This window comes from Rhodococcus sp. 06-470-2 (assembly GCF_002258235.1).
Taxonomy (GTDB): Bacteria; Actinomycetota; Actinomycetes; order Mycobacteriales; family Mycobacteriaceae; genus Rhodococcoides.
This window is the reverse complement of record NZ_NOYB01000032.1, coordinates 339,783-354,403: the sequence shown is the minus strand read 5'-3', so window position 1 is coordinate 354,403 and position 14,621 is coordinate 339,783. Positions and strand designations below refer to the sequence as shown.

Here is a 14,621-nt window from a genome sequence, read left to right as displayed (position 1 = left end):
GCCCGCCCATCAGCGACGCTGGTCCGAGATCGCCTTCTCGATGCGCTTCTCCGACACCGGGTACGCCGTGCGAATGCCCTGCGCGAACAGTCCGACGCGCAACTCCTCGATCATCCAGAACAGTTCCTGAACCCCGGAACTGTTCTTTCTGCTCTCCGGCAGCGAATCCAACAGTCGCCCGTACGAGGCGTACACCCGATCGAGTACGTCCATCGCAGCCGCGTCCCGGCCTGCACTGCTCGGCAGCGTCGTCAACCGCTTGGTCGCCGCGGCGAGGTAGCGCGGCAGGTCTGCGAGTCTGCGAGAGCCGAATTCGGTGACGAACCCTCGAAAGATCAAGCCGTCGAACTGTTCCCGAACATCGTCCGCCGGCTCGCCCGAGGAGGACTGAAGTTGTGCGGACAGCGCCAGGGCGGCGGTCAACACCGGGCGAACCAACGCCAGTATCGCAGCGGTGCGCTGCGGAACCTCGGCGTTGACGAGTGCCCTCAGTTTCTCGAAGGCATCCGGATCCCGGACCGGTCCTCCGTGCGCATCCATGGCCTCTTCGACCGCAAGTACTCGGCACTCCTCGAGGAGTGCGTCGACTCCACCGTACGGATTCTGGCCCAGTGCAAGACGTTCCGCGGTCGGTAGGCCGGCCAGCAATGCCTTGGTGCCCTTCGGAGCCGTCGACAGAAGCAGAGTTCTGGTTCCCGAGCGCATTGCCGCCCGCGCCTCGGCGGGGGTGCTGAGGACCCGCACCGCGACGCCGGGTCCTTCCGGAACCAGCGCCGGATAGCCGGTGACCTTCTGTCCACCGACCTGCCGAGTCACCGTCGGCTCCAACCGACCCAGCGTGCCGGAGGTCCAGGCCAGAGAGGGTGCGCGCTCCGCGTCGCCGACCGCGCTCGCCACCTGACGGCCGACCTCACCCGACAGGCTCGTCCGAAGAGCAGTCAGATCCTTGTTGCTGCCCAGCACCTTTCCGGACGGGTCGACGGCCGCGAACGTCATCTTCAGGTGCTCGGGCAGCGCGGCGGGGTCGAAGTCCTTCGCCGTGATGTCGCACCGGGCAGCCCGGGACAACTCACGGGCCAGCGCCGTCACCAGAGTTTCCGCGCGCGGCTTCATGGCCGCCAACGCCGCGGCCGCGAAGTCGGGAGCCGGAACCACGTTGCGCCGCAGTGCCTTCGGTAGCGTCTTGATCAATGCGGTGACCAGCTCGCCGCGCATTCCCGGGACCAGCCAGTCGAAGCCCACCGGCTGTACCTGAGCGAGCAGCGCGATCGGAATGCGCGCGGTGACTCCGTCGGCCGCGGTGCCCGGCTCGAACTGATACGTCAGTGGGAACTGGATCTCGCCCTGTCGCCATGCGTCGGGATACGCGCCGGTCAGAACCGAGGCCGCGTCGGAGTTGACGACGGTGTCGGTGGTGAAGTCGAGTAGGTGCGGGTCCTGTCTGCGTGCCTTCTTCCACCAGGTGTCGAAGTGTCGCGCCGACACCGCCTCCGGGGCGATACGTGCGTCGTAGAAGTCGAAGAGAGCGTCGTCGTCGACCACGATGTCTCGTCGCCGAGCGCGATGTTCGAGTTCACCCACGTCGTCGAGCAGCGCCCGATTCTTGTGGAAGAACGCGTGCTGGGTCTTCCATTCACCCTCCACCAGCGCATGTCTGATGAACAGCTCTCGAGACGCCTCGGCGTCGATGCGGTGATAGTTCACCGGACGTTGCGTCACCAACGGAATGCCGTAGAGCGTCACCCGTTCGTAGGCCATCGCCGATTCCCGTTTGATGGACCAGTGCGGCTCCGAGTACGTCCGCTTGACCAGGTGCGGCGCCAACCGCTCGGCCCACTCGGGCTCGATGCGCGCAGCCATCCGGCCCCACAGGCGTCCGGTCTCGACCAATTCGGCGGCCATGACCCAGCGCGGGGGCTTCTTGAACAGACCCGACCCGGGGAAGATCGCGAAGTGAGCCCCACGCGCGCCGAGGAACTCACGCTTGTCACCCTCCCGGAGCCCGATGTGCGAGAGCAGTCCGGACAGCAGCGACTGATGCAGCGCGGTCTCGGTGGAGTCGGTGTCGGGAACCGTCCACCCGAGTCCACGGGTGATCTGACGTAGCTGACCGTGCAGATCCTGCCACTCGCGAATACGTAGGTAGTGCAGGAACTCGGTGCGGCACATACGGCGGAACTGGTTGGAGGACAACTCGTTCCGCTGTTCGCGCAAATAGGTCCACAGCTTCACGTACGCGAGGAAGTCGGAGTTCTCCACCGCGAAGCGCGCATGCTTCTCGTCCGCCGCCTGCTGATGCTCTGCCGGCCGCTCCCGAACGTCCTGGATCGATAGCGCGGCAACGACCACCAACGCATCGCGGAGAGATCCGTTGCCGTTGGCCTCGACCAGCATTCGCGCCATCCGTGGATCGACCGGAAGCGCCGAGAGTTCCCGGCCGATGGGGGTGAGCTCCGCGGTGCCGTCCTTGGTAGCAGGCTTCAGTGCCCCGAGCTCTTCGAGCAGTCCGATTCCGTCTCGGATGCTCCGCGGATCGGGTGGTTCGACGAACGGGAACGCGTCGATCTTGCCCAGCCCGAGTGCGGTCATCTGAAGGATCACCGACGCCAGGTTGGTACGCAGAATCTCCGGCTCGGTGAACTGCGGACGTGACTCGAAATCCTCCTCCGAGTACAGCCGGATGCAGATGCCGTCGGCGACGCGACCACAGCGGCCGGCCCGCTGCCGCGCCGATGCCTGGGATATCGGCTCGATGGGAAGTCGTTGAACCTTGGTACGCAACGAGTATCGCGAGATTCGGGCGGTACCCGGGTCGACCACGTAGCGGATTCCGGGGACCGTCAGCGATGTTTCCGCAACGTTCGTCGAGAGCACCACGCGCCTGCCCGAGTGCGGGGAGAACACTCTATGTTGTTCGGCCGCAGAGAGTCTCGCATAGAGTGGAACGATCTCGGTGTTGCGCAGATTTCGGTCGTTCAAGGCGTCGGCGGTGTCGCGAATCTCGCGCTCACCGGACAGGAACACCAGAATGTCACCGTCGCCCTCGGCCATCAACTCGTCGACGGCCTGGCACGTCGCGTCGACGGGGTCGAGATCGATCGTGGTGTCCCCGGCGTCGACGGTCAGTGGCCGGTAGCGCATCTCGACCGGGAACGTGCGGCCGGAGACCTCGATGATCGGCGCGGGCACGCCGTCGCGCGCGAAGTGCCGAGCGAAACGCTCGGGATCGATCGTCGCCGAGGTGATGACGATCTTCAGGTCGGGTCGGCGGGGGAGGAGCTGCGCGAGGTAGCCCAGGATGAAATCGATGTTGAGGCTGCGCTCGTGGGCCTCGTCGATGATCAGGGTGTCGTACTGGCGGAGCAGCCGGTCTCGCTGGATCTCCGCCAGCAGGATGCCGTCGGTCATCAGCTTGACGAGGGTCGCATCCGAGGACTGATCGGTGAATCTCACCTTGTAGCCGATGGATTCACCCAGTGGTTCACCCACCTCCTCGGCGATACGTTCGGCCACGGTGCGAGCGGCGAGTCGACGGGGCTGTGTGTGACCGATGGAGCCCCGGATCCCGCGCCCCAGTTCGAGGCAGATCTTGGGGATCTGAGTGGTCTTGCCGGAGCCGGTCTCGCCGGCGACGATCACCACCTGGTGCTCGGCGATGGCCGCGGCGATGTCGTCCTTGCGAAGACTGACCGGAAGTGACTCGGGAAATTCGAGCTTGGGCACCGCAGCGCGGCGGTTGGCGACCACGGTCTCGGCGCGGGTGATGTCGCGGTCGAGTGCGGCGAACGCGTCGTCGGTACGCGCCTTGTCCAATCGCCGCCGCAGCCGGTTCTCGTCGCGGATGGTGACCTGGGCCAGACGTGTGGCGAGAGCGCGACGCTGAACGGACGGGTTCGAGGTAGACATACTTCACCCAGGATATCGGTTTCGGCAGTGCCACCGAATGCAGGTCGTGACTGTGCCAGGATCGCCACATGAGCATCTCGCAGGATGTGATGGTCCAGCCGCGCACTCCCGTACCGATCAGGACGTTGCGCGTACTGTTCGCGGCGCTCACCGCCTCGGCACTGATCTCGATCGTCCTGGACGGTCTCGCCTCCACGACGTTCTCGCTGGCCAACTACTTCAGCTACTTCACCGTCATGAGCAACGTGCTGACGGTGCTGGTGCTGCTGGTCGGCGGCGTCGTCGATCCACGCGCAGCGCACTGGCAGCTCGTTCGGGGTGCCGTCACCCTCTACATGGTCATCACCGGCATCATCTACGCCGTACTGCTCGCCAACATCGATGTGGGCGTGGCGGATCCGTGGACGAACAACGTGGTGCACCGCATCATGCCCGTCGTCCTGCTGATCGACTGGATCCTCACGCCACCGCGACGGCAGATCTCGGAATCGCGCAGCCTGACATGGCTGCTGTTTCCGCTTCTCTACGGGATCTACACCCTCGTCCGTGGGCCCGTTGTCGACTGGTATCCCTATCCGTTCCTCGACCCACGCGTCCAGGGCTACCTCGCGCTCGCCATCGGCCTGCTCGTTCTCACCGTCGCCTTCGCGTTGATGGCTCTCGCGGTCGGTGCACTCGGGAGGATCGCCGGACGGTGGAGGTACGGATCGGGCTCGGCCGGAACCACGTGACTACTGTGTACCGCATGTCTTCTGCCACCGGAACCACACACTCTTCCGCGCTCTGGCACGGTTTCGCCGACATGGGAGCCGTCACGACCAGCGGCCCGTTCGTCGTCTCCCGCGGTGAAGGTGCCTACATCTACGACCACGCGGGTACCGAATACCTCGACGCCACCGCGGGCCTGTGGTTCACCAACGTCGGCCACGGCCGTCGGGAGATCGCCGACGCCGTTGCGACGCAGTTGAGCTCGATCGCCCACTACTCGAACTTCGGTGACTTCGTACCCGAGACCACACTGGCACTCGCCGATCGTCTCGCGGCGATCGCCCCGGTACCGGGCAGCAAGATCTTCTTCACCTCGGGTGGCTCGGACTCCATCGACACCGCCGCGAAACTCGCCCGGCGCTACTGGGTCGAAATGGGTCGACCGAGCAAGACACTGATCGTCGGCCGGCAGAAGGCCTACCACGGGATGCACGTCGCGGGAACAGCGCTGGCCGGCATTCCGGTGAACAAGGAGCACTACGGCGAGCTCATGTCCGACGCCCGAACGGTGGCGTGGGACGACGCGAAGTCGCTGCTGGCACTGATCGAGGAGGTCGGTGCCGAGAACGTGGCCGCATTCTTCTGCGAGCCCGTGATCGGTGCCGGCGGCATCTACCTCCCACCGGAGGGCTACCTGCGCGAGGTGCGGCAGATCTGCCGCGACAACGACGTACTGTTCGTCGCGGACGAGGTCGTCACCGGATTCGGCCGTATCGGCGGCAGTTGGTTCGCCTCCACTCGATTCGAGCTCGAACCGGATCTGATGACCACCGCCAAGGGGCTCACGTCCGGATACGTACCGATGGGTGCGGTGTTCATCGCCCCGACGATCGCCGAGCCGTTCTTCGCGGGCGGCGTGTGGTGGCGGCACGGGTACACCTACGGTGGCCATGCCGGAGCGGCCGCGGCCGCGATGGCCAACCTCGACATCATCGAGCGCGAGGAACTGCTGTCACACTCGAAGCGCATCGAGGCGGCGTTGCACACCCACCTCGCGCCGTTGGCCGCACACGAGCGGGTCTCGGAGATCCGGAGCGGAATCGGTGCGGTTGCCGCCGTGCAGCTCGCCGACCCGGCCGAGGCATTGCCCTTCGTCAAGACGCTTCGAGCGCACGGTGTGTCCAGTCGCGCGGCCGGTCAGGGTGCGATGCAGATCTCGCCGGCATTCGTCATGACGAATGCCGAGATCGAAGAGCTGGCCGCGCGAATCCTCAGCGCGCTCGGCTGAACCGGAGCCTGCTGCGCAGCTGCTGTCCGCGTGAGCGCGGGGCAGCAGCTGCGGGCTGCGGCTCGTCGGGGACGGCGGCGAAGCGCCGGTGCAGCCGATCTCGTACTTCCTCGGGCGCGTATGCGCGACGCTTGCGTTCGGATCGGACCACCAACGCCCCGGTGGCCGCGACACCGACCATCCCGGCGAGACCGAGGGCCTTCCACACGTTCATCCGGCCACCGTACCGTCACGAGATCTAGGGTGTGGACCATGAATCCGTCGCGAATCAGCCTCGATACTGCAGTCGAGGCCACCAGAACGGGCGACATCTGGATCTTCCGCGGACAGTCGAACGCCGATCGCGCTATCCAGGCACTGACCAACAGTCCCGTCAACCACGTCGGAATGGCCGTCGTGATCGACGACCTGCCTCCGCTGATGTGGCACGCCGAGCTGGGAAAGTCGTTGCAGGACATGTGGAGCGGAAATTTCCAACGCGGGGTTCAGCTGCACGATCTGCGTGCGGCCGTCACACAGTGGGCCACAAAGTACGAACAGCGTTGTTGGCTGCGGCAATTGGACGAGTCCGTGACGACTGCGCAGGAGGACGCCCTGCTGCGCACGATCGCCCGCATGGACGGAACCGCGTTCCCGACCACTGCGGCGCTCGCCGGTCGGTGGTTCCGGGGCCGAGTCCCCGCACTGCGTCGCAACCGACGCGAGGGAGCGGCACTCGAAACCGCCTACTGCGCCGAGGTGGTCGCCATGACCTACGACGCGATGGGTCTGCTCACGGGCAACAAGAAAGCCAACTGGTTCGACCCGGGAAAGTTCTGGAGCGGCGACCGACTGCCACTGGCCGACGGAGTTCGTCTCGGCGAGGAAATCGAAGTGGACGTACCCGTCACACGCTGATCGACGCGTCCGCCGCGGTGCGTCCGCCCAGTTCCACCCAGCCGTCGCCGATGGTGGTGCGCAACCGAGATCCGGCTCCCTGCACGATGTTCAGGCTCCGGCCGAGTTCACCGGTCAGCCGGACGGCGGCAGCACCGGTCGCCTCGTCCTCGGCGATACCCATCATCGGTGCGAACATGCGCGATCGCAGCGTGCCGTGTTCCTCGTCGGTCCAGGCCCAGACGTAGTGGTGCCCACTGTCGTAGGCACTCGGATCGGCTGCCGCCACCTCGGCCGCATCGTGAACCCGATGGAAGGTGAACTGCGGAGTCCAGTCGGCGCGAGCGCGAACCCAGGTGTGCTCGCCGCCGTAGCGGATGCTCAACGGTCCGGCAGGGACGGTGAGCACGTCGACGGGATGTCCCTGCTCGCGGAGCCACCACGAGAGTCCGACCGTGGGATGTCCGGCGAAGGGCAGCTCCACGGCGGGGGTGTGGATGGTCGCCGAGGCCGTACCGGACTCGGTGCGATCGACGAACACCGTCTCGCTGAAGCCGAGCTCGGCGGCGAACTGCTGCCTGTCGGCCTCGTGCACGTCGCCCGCGGCCACGATGCCGAGGGGGTTGCCGAACCTGCCGTCGGCATCGGTGAACACTCGGACGACGGAGACGTCGGTAGCCATGCCCGGATGGTACCGAACGCAGAACGAGGGACCCGCGGCCGCGGATCCCTCGTTCGGTGAACAGTGCGAGACGACGCTCAGACGGCGGCACCGTCGAGGATTCGCCCTGTTTCGATCGCCTGCGCGACACCTGCGACGATCGACGCGGCACGGATGGCCTCGAAGATCTTCTCGCGGTCGACGCCCTCGGCGCGCAGGGTCTTCTCGTGTGCCTCCAGGCAGTGGTTGCACCCGTTGACGGCCGACACCGCGAGCGACCACAGCTCGAAGTCGGCCTTGTCCACGCCAGGGTTGCCGATGATGTTCATGCGCAGGCCGGCGCGCAGATCGTCGTACTTGCCGCCGAGGTATCCCTTGGTTCGGTAGAAGACGTTGTTCATGCCCATGATCGACGCCGCACCGAGTGCCGCGTTGTACGCCTCGGCCGACAGTGAATCGGCAGCGTCCTCGGCGATCTCCTTCAACGTCGTCGCGGACTTCGACGCTGCCGCCACCGACAGCAGCGTGCCCCACAGCTGCTGCTCGCTGAGCACCGTGGAACGGGCGATGGAACCGAGATTGAGCTTGAGGTCCTTGGCGTACTCGGGGACGGCGTTCTTGAGGTTGTCGATCGTCATGTCAGACGCTCGCCGTCAGCAGTTCGCCTGCGTCGATGGTGGGATCACCCTTCTTCCAGTTGCAGGCGCAGAGCTCGTCGGACTGCAGGGCATCGAGAACTCGAAGGACCTCGTCGACGTTGCGGCCCACCGAGCCTGCCGTGACCGACACGAACTGGATCTCGTTGTTGGGGTCGACGATGAACGTGGCGCGGTCGGCGACACCATCGGCGTTGAGAACACCCGTGGCAGCAGCCAATTCACGCTTGAGATCCGACAGCATCGGGAACGGGAGGGTCTTGAGCTCGTCGTGCTGTGCCCGCCACTGGAAGTGGACGAACTCGTTGTCCACCGACGCACCGAGGACCTGTGCGTCACGGTCCTCGAACTCCTCGTTCAGCTTGCCGAACGCGGCGATCTCGGTGGGGCACACGAACGTGAAGTCCTTGGGCCAGAAGAAGACGATGCGCCACTTGCCTGCATGATCGTCACTGGTGACGGTGGTGAAGTAATCGTCGGGCTGCTGAGCGTTCACCTTGGACAGGTCTCCGCCGATGACGGCGGTCAGGTTGTATGAAGGGAACTGGTCGCCAATTGTCAACAGTGCCATGTGGTCTCCTCGTGTCGAATGATCGCGTCGGTTCCGTATGTGAGCGGTTCGGGGTCGGTGGCGTGAATGCAGCCGTACGAGCCCGGCCGACCGGTACGAGTGTGCCAAAAGTGTGGTCAAAGGTAAACGTGATGAGTGGCACTACACTGATAGGCGTGACCGATCGAAGCTATCAGCCGACCCTGTCGCATCTGCGGGCTTTCGCGGCGATCGCACGTCATCGCCACTTCGGTTCTGCCGCAGCGTAACTGAGTATCACCCAGCCTTCGCTGTCGCAGGCTCTTGCTGCGCTCGAGCAGGGGCTGGGGGTGCAGCTGATCGAGCGCAGCACTCGCCGGGTGTTGTTGACGCCTGCCGGCGGTCAGTTGCTCGCTCGGGCCACCGCGGCACTGGACGCGGTGGACGGATTCGTCGCTACCGCAGCAGGATTGGGTGGCCACCTGACCGGTGGTATCAGGCTCGGAATCATTCCGACCGTGGCACCGTACGTGCTGCCGGCAGTACTCCCGGCCGTACGCGCCGAGTATCCCGACCTCGTGCCGAGGATAGTGGAGGATCACACCGCCCGACTGCTGGACGCACTCCGCTCCGGTGACCTCGACGTCGCCGTTCTCGCGCTGCCCCTCGCCGACCCGGGATTGATCGAAATATCCATGTACACCGAGGATTTCGTGCTCGCGTTACCTGCCGAGCACCCACTGGCGGGGCGGCGGGATCTGGACGTCGCCGACCTCCGAGGCCTGCCTCTGCTCCTGCTCGACGAGGGGCACTGCCTGCGCGAGCAGACCCTCGACCTGTGCCGCTCGGTCGACATCGCGCCCGACGCGAGCGCTACCCGGGCGGCGTCGTTGACCACGGTGGTGCAGTGCGTTGCAGGCGGGCTGGGTCTGACGCTGCTGCCGCGCAGCGCCGTCGAGGTCGAGGTCGCTCGTGCGGGCCTGTCCACCGCGGAATTCGCACACCCGGCTCCCGGCCGCACGATCGGTCTCGTGCACCGATCCACGAGTGCGCGCTCGGCCGAATACCGGGCGCTGGCAAGTCTTCTCGCCACCCAGGTTCGTGCCGGCCAAGCAGATGGCCTCAGCCGGGCGTGATCACGATCTCGTCGAACACGATCTCGCCTGCCGCATCGGACTCGGGCACATCGACGACGGCGTCGAGCGACCAGCCGTGGTCCCCGTCGGGGTCCTCCAACACCTGACGCACCGTCGTGGACTCCGCACCGACGTTCAGGGTGAACAATGCGGGGCCACGGGCCGACGGGCCGGTTCCGATCGAGCCGTATTCGGCGAAGAACGGTTCGAGTTCGGCCTCCCAGTCCGGGCCGTCGTCGAGGTCGTCGAGCGTGTTCCACTGTCGGCGCGCCGCCAGGTCCACGCGGCGGAAGATCGCATTGCGCGCGAGGATTCGGAAGGCTCGCGGGTTGGCCGAGATCGGACGCGGCACGTCGGATCCGTACGCCTCCACGAGCGCTTCCGGCTCGGCACCGGGATCGGTGAGGTTCTCCCACTCGTCGAGCAGGCTCGAATCCACCTGCCGAACGAGCTCACCCAGCCACTCGGTGATGTCCTGTACCTCTTCGGTTCGAGACTCCGGCGGAACCGTCTGGCGCAGTGTGCGATAGGCGTCGGCGAGATACCGCAGGACGAGTCCCTCGGACCGCATCAGACCGTAGTGGCTGATCAATTCTGCGAACGTCATCGCGCGCTCGACCATGTCGCGGACCACGGACTTGGGCGACAGACCGACCTCGGAGAGCCACGGATGGGTGCCGCGGTAGATCTCGAATGCCGGAACGAGCAGCTCTGCAAGAGGTTTCGGCCACGTGACCTCCTCGAGCAGCTCCATTCTCTCGTCGTACTCGATGCCGTCGGCCTTCATCTGCGACACCGCTTCGCCGCGCGCGGCGTGCTGCTGTGCCATGAGGATCTGACGCGGATCGTCGAGGGTCGATTCGATGATCGACACCACATCGAGGGCATGGGTCGGTGATTCGGCGTCAAGCAGGTCGAAGGACGCGACCGCGAACGTCGACAGCGGCTGATTGAGCGCGAAGTCCGGTTGCAGGTCCACCGTCAGTCGAGCATGTCGACCGTCGGCGTCCGGCTCGTCGAGTTGCTCGACGATGCCCGCATCGACCAGACCACGGTAGAGCGAGAGCGCCCGTAAGATGTGCTTGCGCTGAGCGGGCCGGGTCTCGTGATTGTCCTCGAGCAGGTGTCGCATGGCATGAAAGCAATTGCCCGGCCGGGCAATGACATTGAGCAACATCGCGTTGCTCACCGAGAACCGGGACGTGAGCGGCTCCGGGCTGGCGGCGATGATCCGCTCGAATGTCGGCTCACCCCACGAGACGAAACCGTCGGGTGCCTTCTTGCGCTGCACACGCTTGAGCTTCTTCGGATCGTCGCCGGCCTTGGCCACCAGACGCGCGTTCTCGATGTCGTGTTCGGGGGCCTCCACCACGACGGTGCCGAGGGTGTCGTAGCCGGCTCGGCCCGCGCGTCCCGCGATCTGATGGAACTCGCGGGCCCGAAGCTTGCGGGTGCGGATGCCGTCGTACTTGGTCAGTCCGGTGAACAACACCGTGCGAATGGGAACGTTGATGCCCACCCCCAACGTGTCCGTTCCACAGATCACCTTGAGCAGACCGTCCTGCGCCAGCTTCTCGACCAACCGTCGATACTTGGGAAGCATGCCGGCGTGGTGCACCCCGATGCCGTGCCGAACCAGTCTCGACAGGGTCTTCCCGAAACCTGTGGTGAAGCGAAAGGCGCCGATGGCCTCGGCGATCTCGGCCTTCTCCTGCTTGGACGCGACATTGACGCTCGTCAGCGCCTGGGCTCGTTCGAGTGCCGCGGCCTGCGTGAAATGTACGACGTACACCGGCGCGAGATGCGTTTCCACCAGTTCTTCGATGGTCTCGCTGATCGGAGTGGTGACGTACGAGAACATCAGTGGAACCGGACGTTCGGAGCCCGAGACGACGGTGGTCGTGCGTCCGGTGCGCCGGGTCAGATCGTCCCGGAAGAACGAGACATCGCCCAGGGTCGCGGACATCAACAGGAACTGGGCGTGCGGCAGTTCGATCAACGGCACCTGCCAGGCCCACCCTCGATCGGGCTCGGAGTAGTAGTGGAACTCGTCCATGATCACCTGGCCGATGTCGGAGCCGCGGCCCTGACGCAGGGCGAGGTTCGCGACGATCTCGGCGGTGGCGCAGATGATCGGGGCTCCGGAATTGACCGACGCGTCGCCCGTCATCATGCCGACGTTCTGAGCACCGAAGATCTCGCACAGAGCGAAGAACTTCTCGCTGACCAGTGCCTTGATCGGCGCGGTGTAGAAGCTGCGTATGCCCGCGGCCATCGCGGCGTAGTGAGCTCCGATGGCCACCATCGACTTACCCGATCCGGTCGGCGTCGCGAGGATGACGTTGGAGCCGGAGACCAGCTCGATGAGAGCTTCCTCCTGCGCGGGATACAGGGTCAGACCGCGATCGGCAGTCCAGGTGGTGAACGTGTCGAACAGGACGTCCGGGTCGACGCCGTCGGACCGAGCGGCGGCGGTATCGGGAATCAGTTCGGTGAGAAGCACCTCTACAGGCTATGTGGGATCGACGGCCGGACCCGCATCGACACTGCGCCGGGCGGGGTCCGTCGATGCGTCAGGTGGCGCTGCGTTCGTCCGAGCCCATGGCTCCGAGCACTGCCAGTCTCGTACTCGCGCTGCCGGTGATCATGTCCTCGCCGACACCGGTGATGAGCAGGTTGCGCCACCGCACTTCGTCGAACGTCAACGACGGGGTGGAATCGATGAAGTCCTCCACGACCTGCAGGAAGCGCATCGGGTCGTCTCGGAACGGAAAATGTCCGGAATTCTCGAACACCTCCAACGTGGAACCGGGCATGGCCGAATGAGCGAGGTGCGCATGACTGACCGGAATCACCGAGTCCTGATCACCCCAGACGAGCAGCACCGGCAGATTCTCGGTCAGGTAACACCGGTCCAGCATCGTGACCACCTGGCCGCGCCAGTCCACGACGGCGCGCAGGGTCCGCAGATACGCCTCGTACGTCGTCGGGGCCGGAAGCTCGCTCAGCACTCGGATCAGATCCGGAGTGTCGTGCAGGAGCGACCCGGGACGCAGGGGAGAGCTGTGCAGTGTGCTCAGGAGGCTGCCCGCCAACTTCACCGCGGGGATGGCACCGGGCAGGCGGAGCAGTTTGACCGCCTCGCTGAGAAACGGCATGGATGCCAGTCGAAGGAGGGGATGAACGTCCTTGGTGACGCCACCGGAGGACACCAGAGCCAACCTGTCGACCATGCCCGGGAACTGGTAGGCGAACTGCATGGCGACCCCGCCGCCCAGTGAGTGTCCGACGACGGTCACGTGTTCGATGCCCAGCACCGAGAGCAGGTCACGCATGCCGTTGGCGTACGCGGCGACGGAGTAGTCGGCACGGGGCTTGTCCGAGCGACCGTGCCCGAGCAGATCCGGAGCGATGACGGTGTAGTTCTTCGCGAGGTGCGGGATCACCTCGTTCCACGTCTCGGAGTTGTCGCCGATCCCGTGGATCAACAACAGGACCGGTCCTTCACCGGCCATGCGGAACGCCCGCCGGTATCCGTGAATGGTCCGGAAGATCAGCCGTGGCTCTTCGTCGGGAACCGGGCGGAGCTTGCGACTGCGCGGATTGGTGCTCATCTGCGCCTCCTGAAATTCCCTGGTGCACCGCGCGAAGCGGCACACGACGGCGACGCCGTGCACGAGTGTGTGGACGTACGTACCCGAGTACGTGTTGGTACGACTCTTGCACGAGATGACGCTCGGGGCAGAACATCGGGCGTATTTGCGGTTACAGGTATGTTTCGATCCGCCCGAACTGTCCGATGTGCGCGCCCGAGCGATCATCCTCTGTGACCGCTCACACTGCTACTGCTCGGTGGTGTCTTCTCCCTCGTCGAGACCGGCCTGCTCGGCGAGGAAGCGCTCGAACTCGGCCCCGAGCTCGTCGCCGCTCGGCAGTGGCTCGTCGCTGGCCAGCAGCGTCGACTGCTGTTCCTGCGCGGCCACGTAGGTGTCGTACTGACGCTCGAGTGCCTGCACCACCGACTGGACTTCTTCGTTTCCGGTGATGTGCTCGTTCACCTGCTCCCGAACCCGTGCGGCAGCTTCACCCAGCGCGGCCAGCGGCAGGTCCAACTCGGCGGCTTCGCTGACGTTCTCGAGCAGCGTTTCGGCTGCACCGGGGTAGTCCGTCTGGGCGAGGTAGTGCGGTACGTGCACCGAAAAGCCCATCGACTCGTGACCGTGCTGCGCCATCCTGAGCTCGAGCAGGGACGACGCGCTGCCGGGCACTTGCAGGTCACCTGCCCAGCTGTTGCCTTCCTTCACCAGCTCCTTGTCGCTGGCGTGGGCCGTCACACCGAGCGGCCGAGTGTGCGGAATGGCCATCGGGATCGAGCCGAGACCGATGGTCCGACGGACTCCGAGCTGTTCGGCGAGCAGGCGAACGGCAGTGGTGAACTTCTCCCACCGCAGATCCGGTTCCATACCGGCCAGCAGCAGGAACGGGGTGCCGGTGCGGTCCTTGACGGCATAGAGATTCAGTTCGGGAGCGTCGTAGTCCGAGAAATGATCGGACTTGAACGTCATCGTCGGCCGACGGGACCGGTAGTCGATCAACTCGTCGACGTCGAACGACGCGACGAGTTCCGACTCCAGGCTCTCGCGCAGATGAGTCGTCGCCAACTTCACTGCGTGACCCGCGTCGGAGAAGCCCTCCAGACCGTGCACGAGGACGGGTCCGACTCCGTCGTTGGAGAAGATTTGCGGTGCCGGAAACTCCAGCTCGTACATCTTCGACTGTTCGGTCATGGCCGGGCCCCTTTCGGATCGACTCGTAGGTACCTCGAAGCGAGCATCGGGTAAGAATACGCCGATCCTGGGCG

Annotated in this window: 11 protein-coding genes and 1 pseudogene; 4 read left to right on the top strand and 8 right to left on the bottom strand. The window is 65.4% G+C overall.

The genetic code is table 11. The features are described from left to right. Positions 1-9: 9 nt before the first annotated feature. Entirely contained in the window at positions 10-3,906 is a 3,897-nt protein-coding gene (gene hrpA / locus CH276_RS17255) for an ATP-dependent RNA helicase HrpA (protein ID WP_094630081.1), read from the bottom strand. Between the two features lie 68 nt (positions 3,907-3,974). Here hrpA and CH276_RS17250 point away from each other — a divergent pair, with 68 nt between their 5' ends. Next, complete coding sequence (locus CH276_RS17250) at positions 3,975-4,637, top strand: Pr6Pr family membrane protein (protein ID WP_254924118.1); 663 nt, start codon at positions 3,975-3,977, stop codon at positions 4,635-4,637. A gap of 14 nt (positions 4,638-4,651) precedes the next feature. Further along, positions 4,652-5,902 carry an aminotransferase family protein gene (locus CH276_RS17245; protein WP_032397901.1) on the top strand — a complete coding sequence of 417 codons (1,251 nt, stop codon included), beginning with the start codon at positions 4,652-4,654 and terminating at the stop codon, positions 5,900-5,902. Here CH276_RS17245 and CH276_RS17240 read toward each other — a convergent pair. Further along, entirely contained in the window at positions 5,886-6,116 is a 231-nt protein-coding gene (locus CH276_RS17240; protein WP_032397902.1) for a hypothetical protein, read from the bottom strand. The two genes, CH276_RS17245 and CH276_RS17240, sit on opposite strands and share 17 nt — an antisense overlap. A gap of 38 nt (positions 6,117-6,154) precedes the next feature. Between CH276_RS17240 and CH276_RS17235 the strand changes: the two genes are divergently transcribed. Further along, on the top strand, positions 6,155-6,799 hold the full coding sequence (locus CH276_RS17235; protein ID WP_032397903.1) for a hypothetical protein: 645 nt from the start codon (positions 6,155-6,157) through the stop codon (positions 6,797-6,799). Here CH276_RS17235 and CH276_RS17230 read toward each other — a convergent pair. The 3 genes from CH276_RS17230 to CH276_RS17220 all read right to left on the bottom strand — a co-directional run bounded on the left by CH276_RS17230 (position 6,789) and on the right by CH276_RS17220 (position 8,666). Beyond that, the gene (locus tag CH276_RS17230; protein WP_094630080.1) at positions 6,789-7,460 is read right to left on the bottom strand and encodes a PhzF family phenazine biosynthesis protein; all 672 of its coding nucleotides are present in this window, start codon (positions 7,458-7,460) and stop codon (positions 6,789-6,791) included. The two genes, CH276_RS17235 and CH276_RS17230, sit on opposite strands and share 11 nt — an antisense overlap. 77 nt (positions 7,461-7,537) lie before the next feature. Then, positions 7,538-8,077: a carboxymuconolactone decarboxylase family protein gene (locus CH276_RS17225; RefSeq protein ID WP_032397905.1), complete on the bottom strand. Its 540-nt coding sequence runs from the start codon at positions 8,075-8,077 to the stop codon at positions 7,538-7,540. A 1-nt stretch (position 8,078) separates the two neighbouring features. Next, the gene (locus tag CH276_RS17220; RefSeq protein WP_032397906.1) at positions 8,079-8,666 is read right to left on the bottom strand and encodes a peroxiredoxin; all 588 of its coding nucleotides are present in this window, start codon (positions 8,664-8,666) and stop codon (positions 8,079-8,081) included. A 155-nt stretch (positions 8,667-8,821) separates the two neighbouring features. Between CH276_RS17220 and CH276_RS17215 the strand changes: the two are divergent. Then, positions 8,822-9,760, top strand: a pseudogene (locus CH276_RS17215) (hydrogen peroxide-inducible genes activator). Here CH276_RS17215 and CH276_RS17210 read toward each other — a convergent pair. The 3 genes from CH276_RS17210 to CH276_RS17200 form a co-directional block, all read right to left on the bottom strand. Further along, complete coding sequence (locus tag CH276_RS17210) at positions 9,747-12,263, bottom strand: DEAD/DEAH box helicase (RefSeq protein ID WP_045195424.1); 2,517 nt, start codon at positions 12,261-12,263, stop codon at positions 9,747-9,749. The pseudogene CH276_RS17215 and the gene CH276_RS17210 sit on opposite strands and share 14 nt — an antisense overlap. Before the next feature lie 70 nt (positions 12,264-12,333). Continuing rightward, a complete protein-coding gene (locus tag CH276_RS17205; RefSeq protein WP_032398408.1) occupies positions 12,334-13,374 on the bottom strand; it encodes an alpha/beta fold hydrolase in 1,041 nt (346 codons plus the stop codon). A gap of 228 nt (positions 13,375-13,602) precedes the next feature. After that, positions 13,603-14,547 carry a proteasome assembly chaperone family protein gene (locus tag CH276_RS17200; RefSeq protein WP_032397909.1) on the bottom strand — a complete coding sequence of 315 codons (945 nt, stop codon included), beginning with the start codon at positions 14,545-14,547 and terminating at the stop codon, positions 13,603-13,605. Positions 14,548-14,621: the final 74 nt, after the last annotated feature.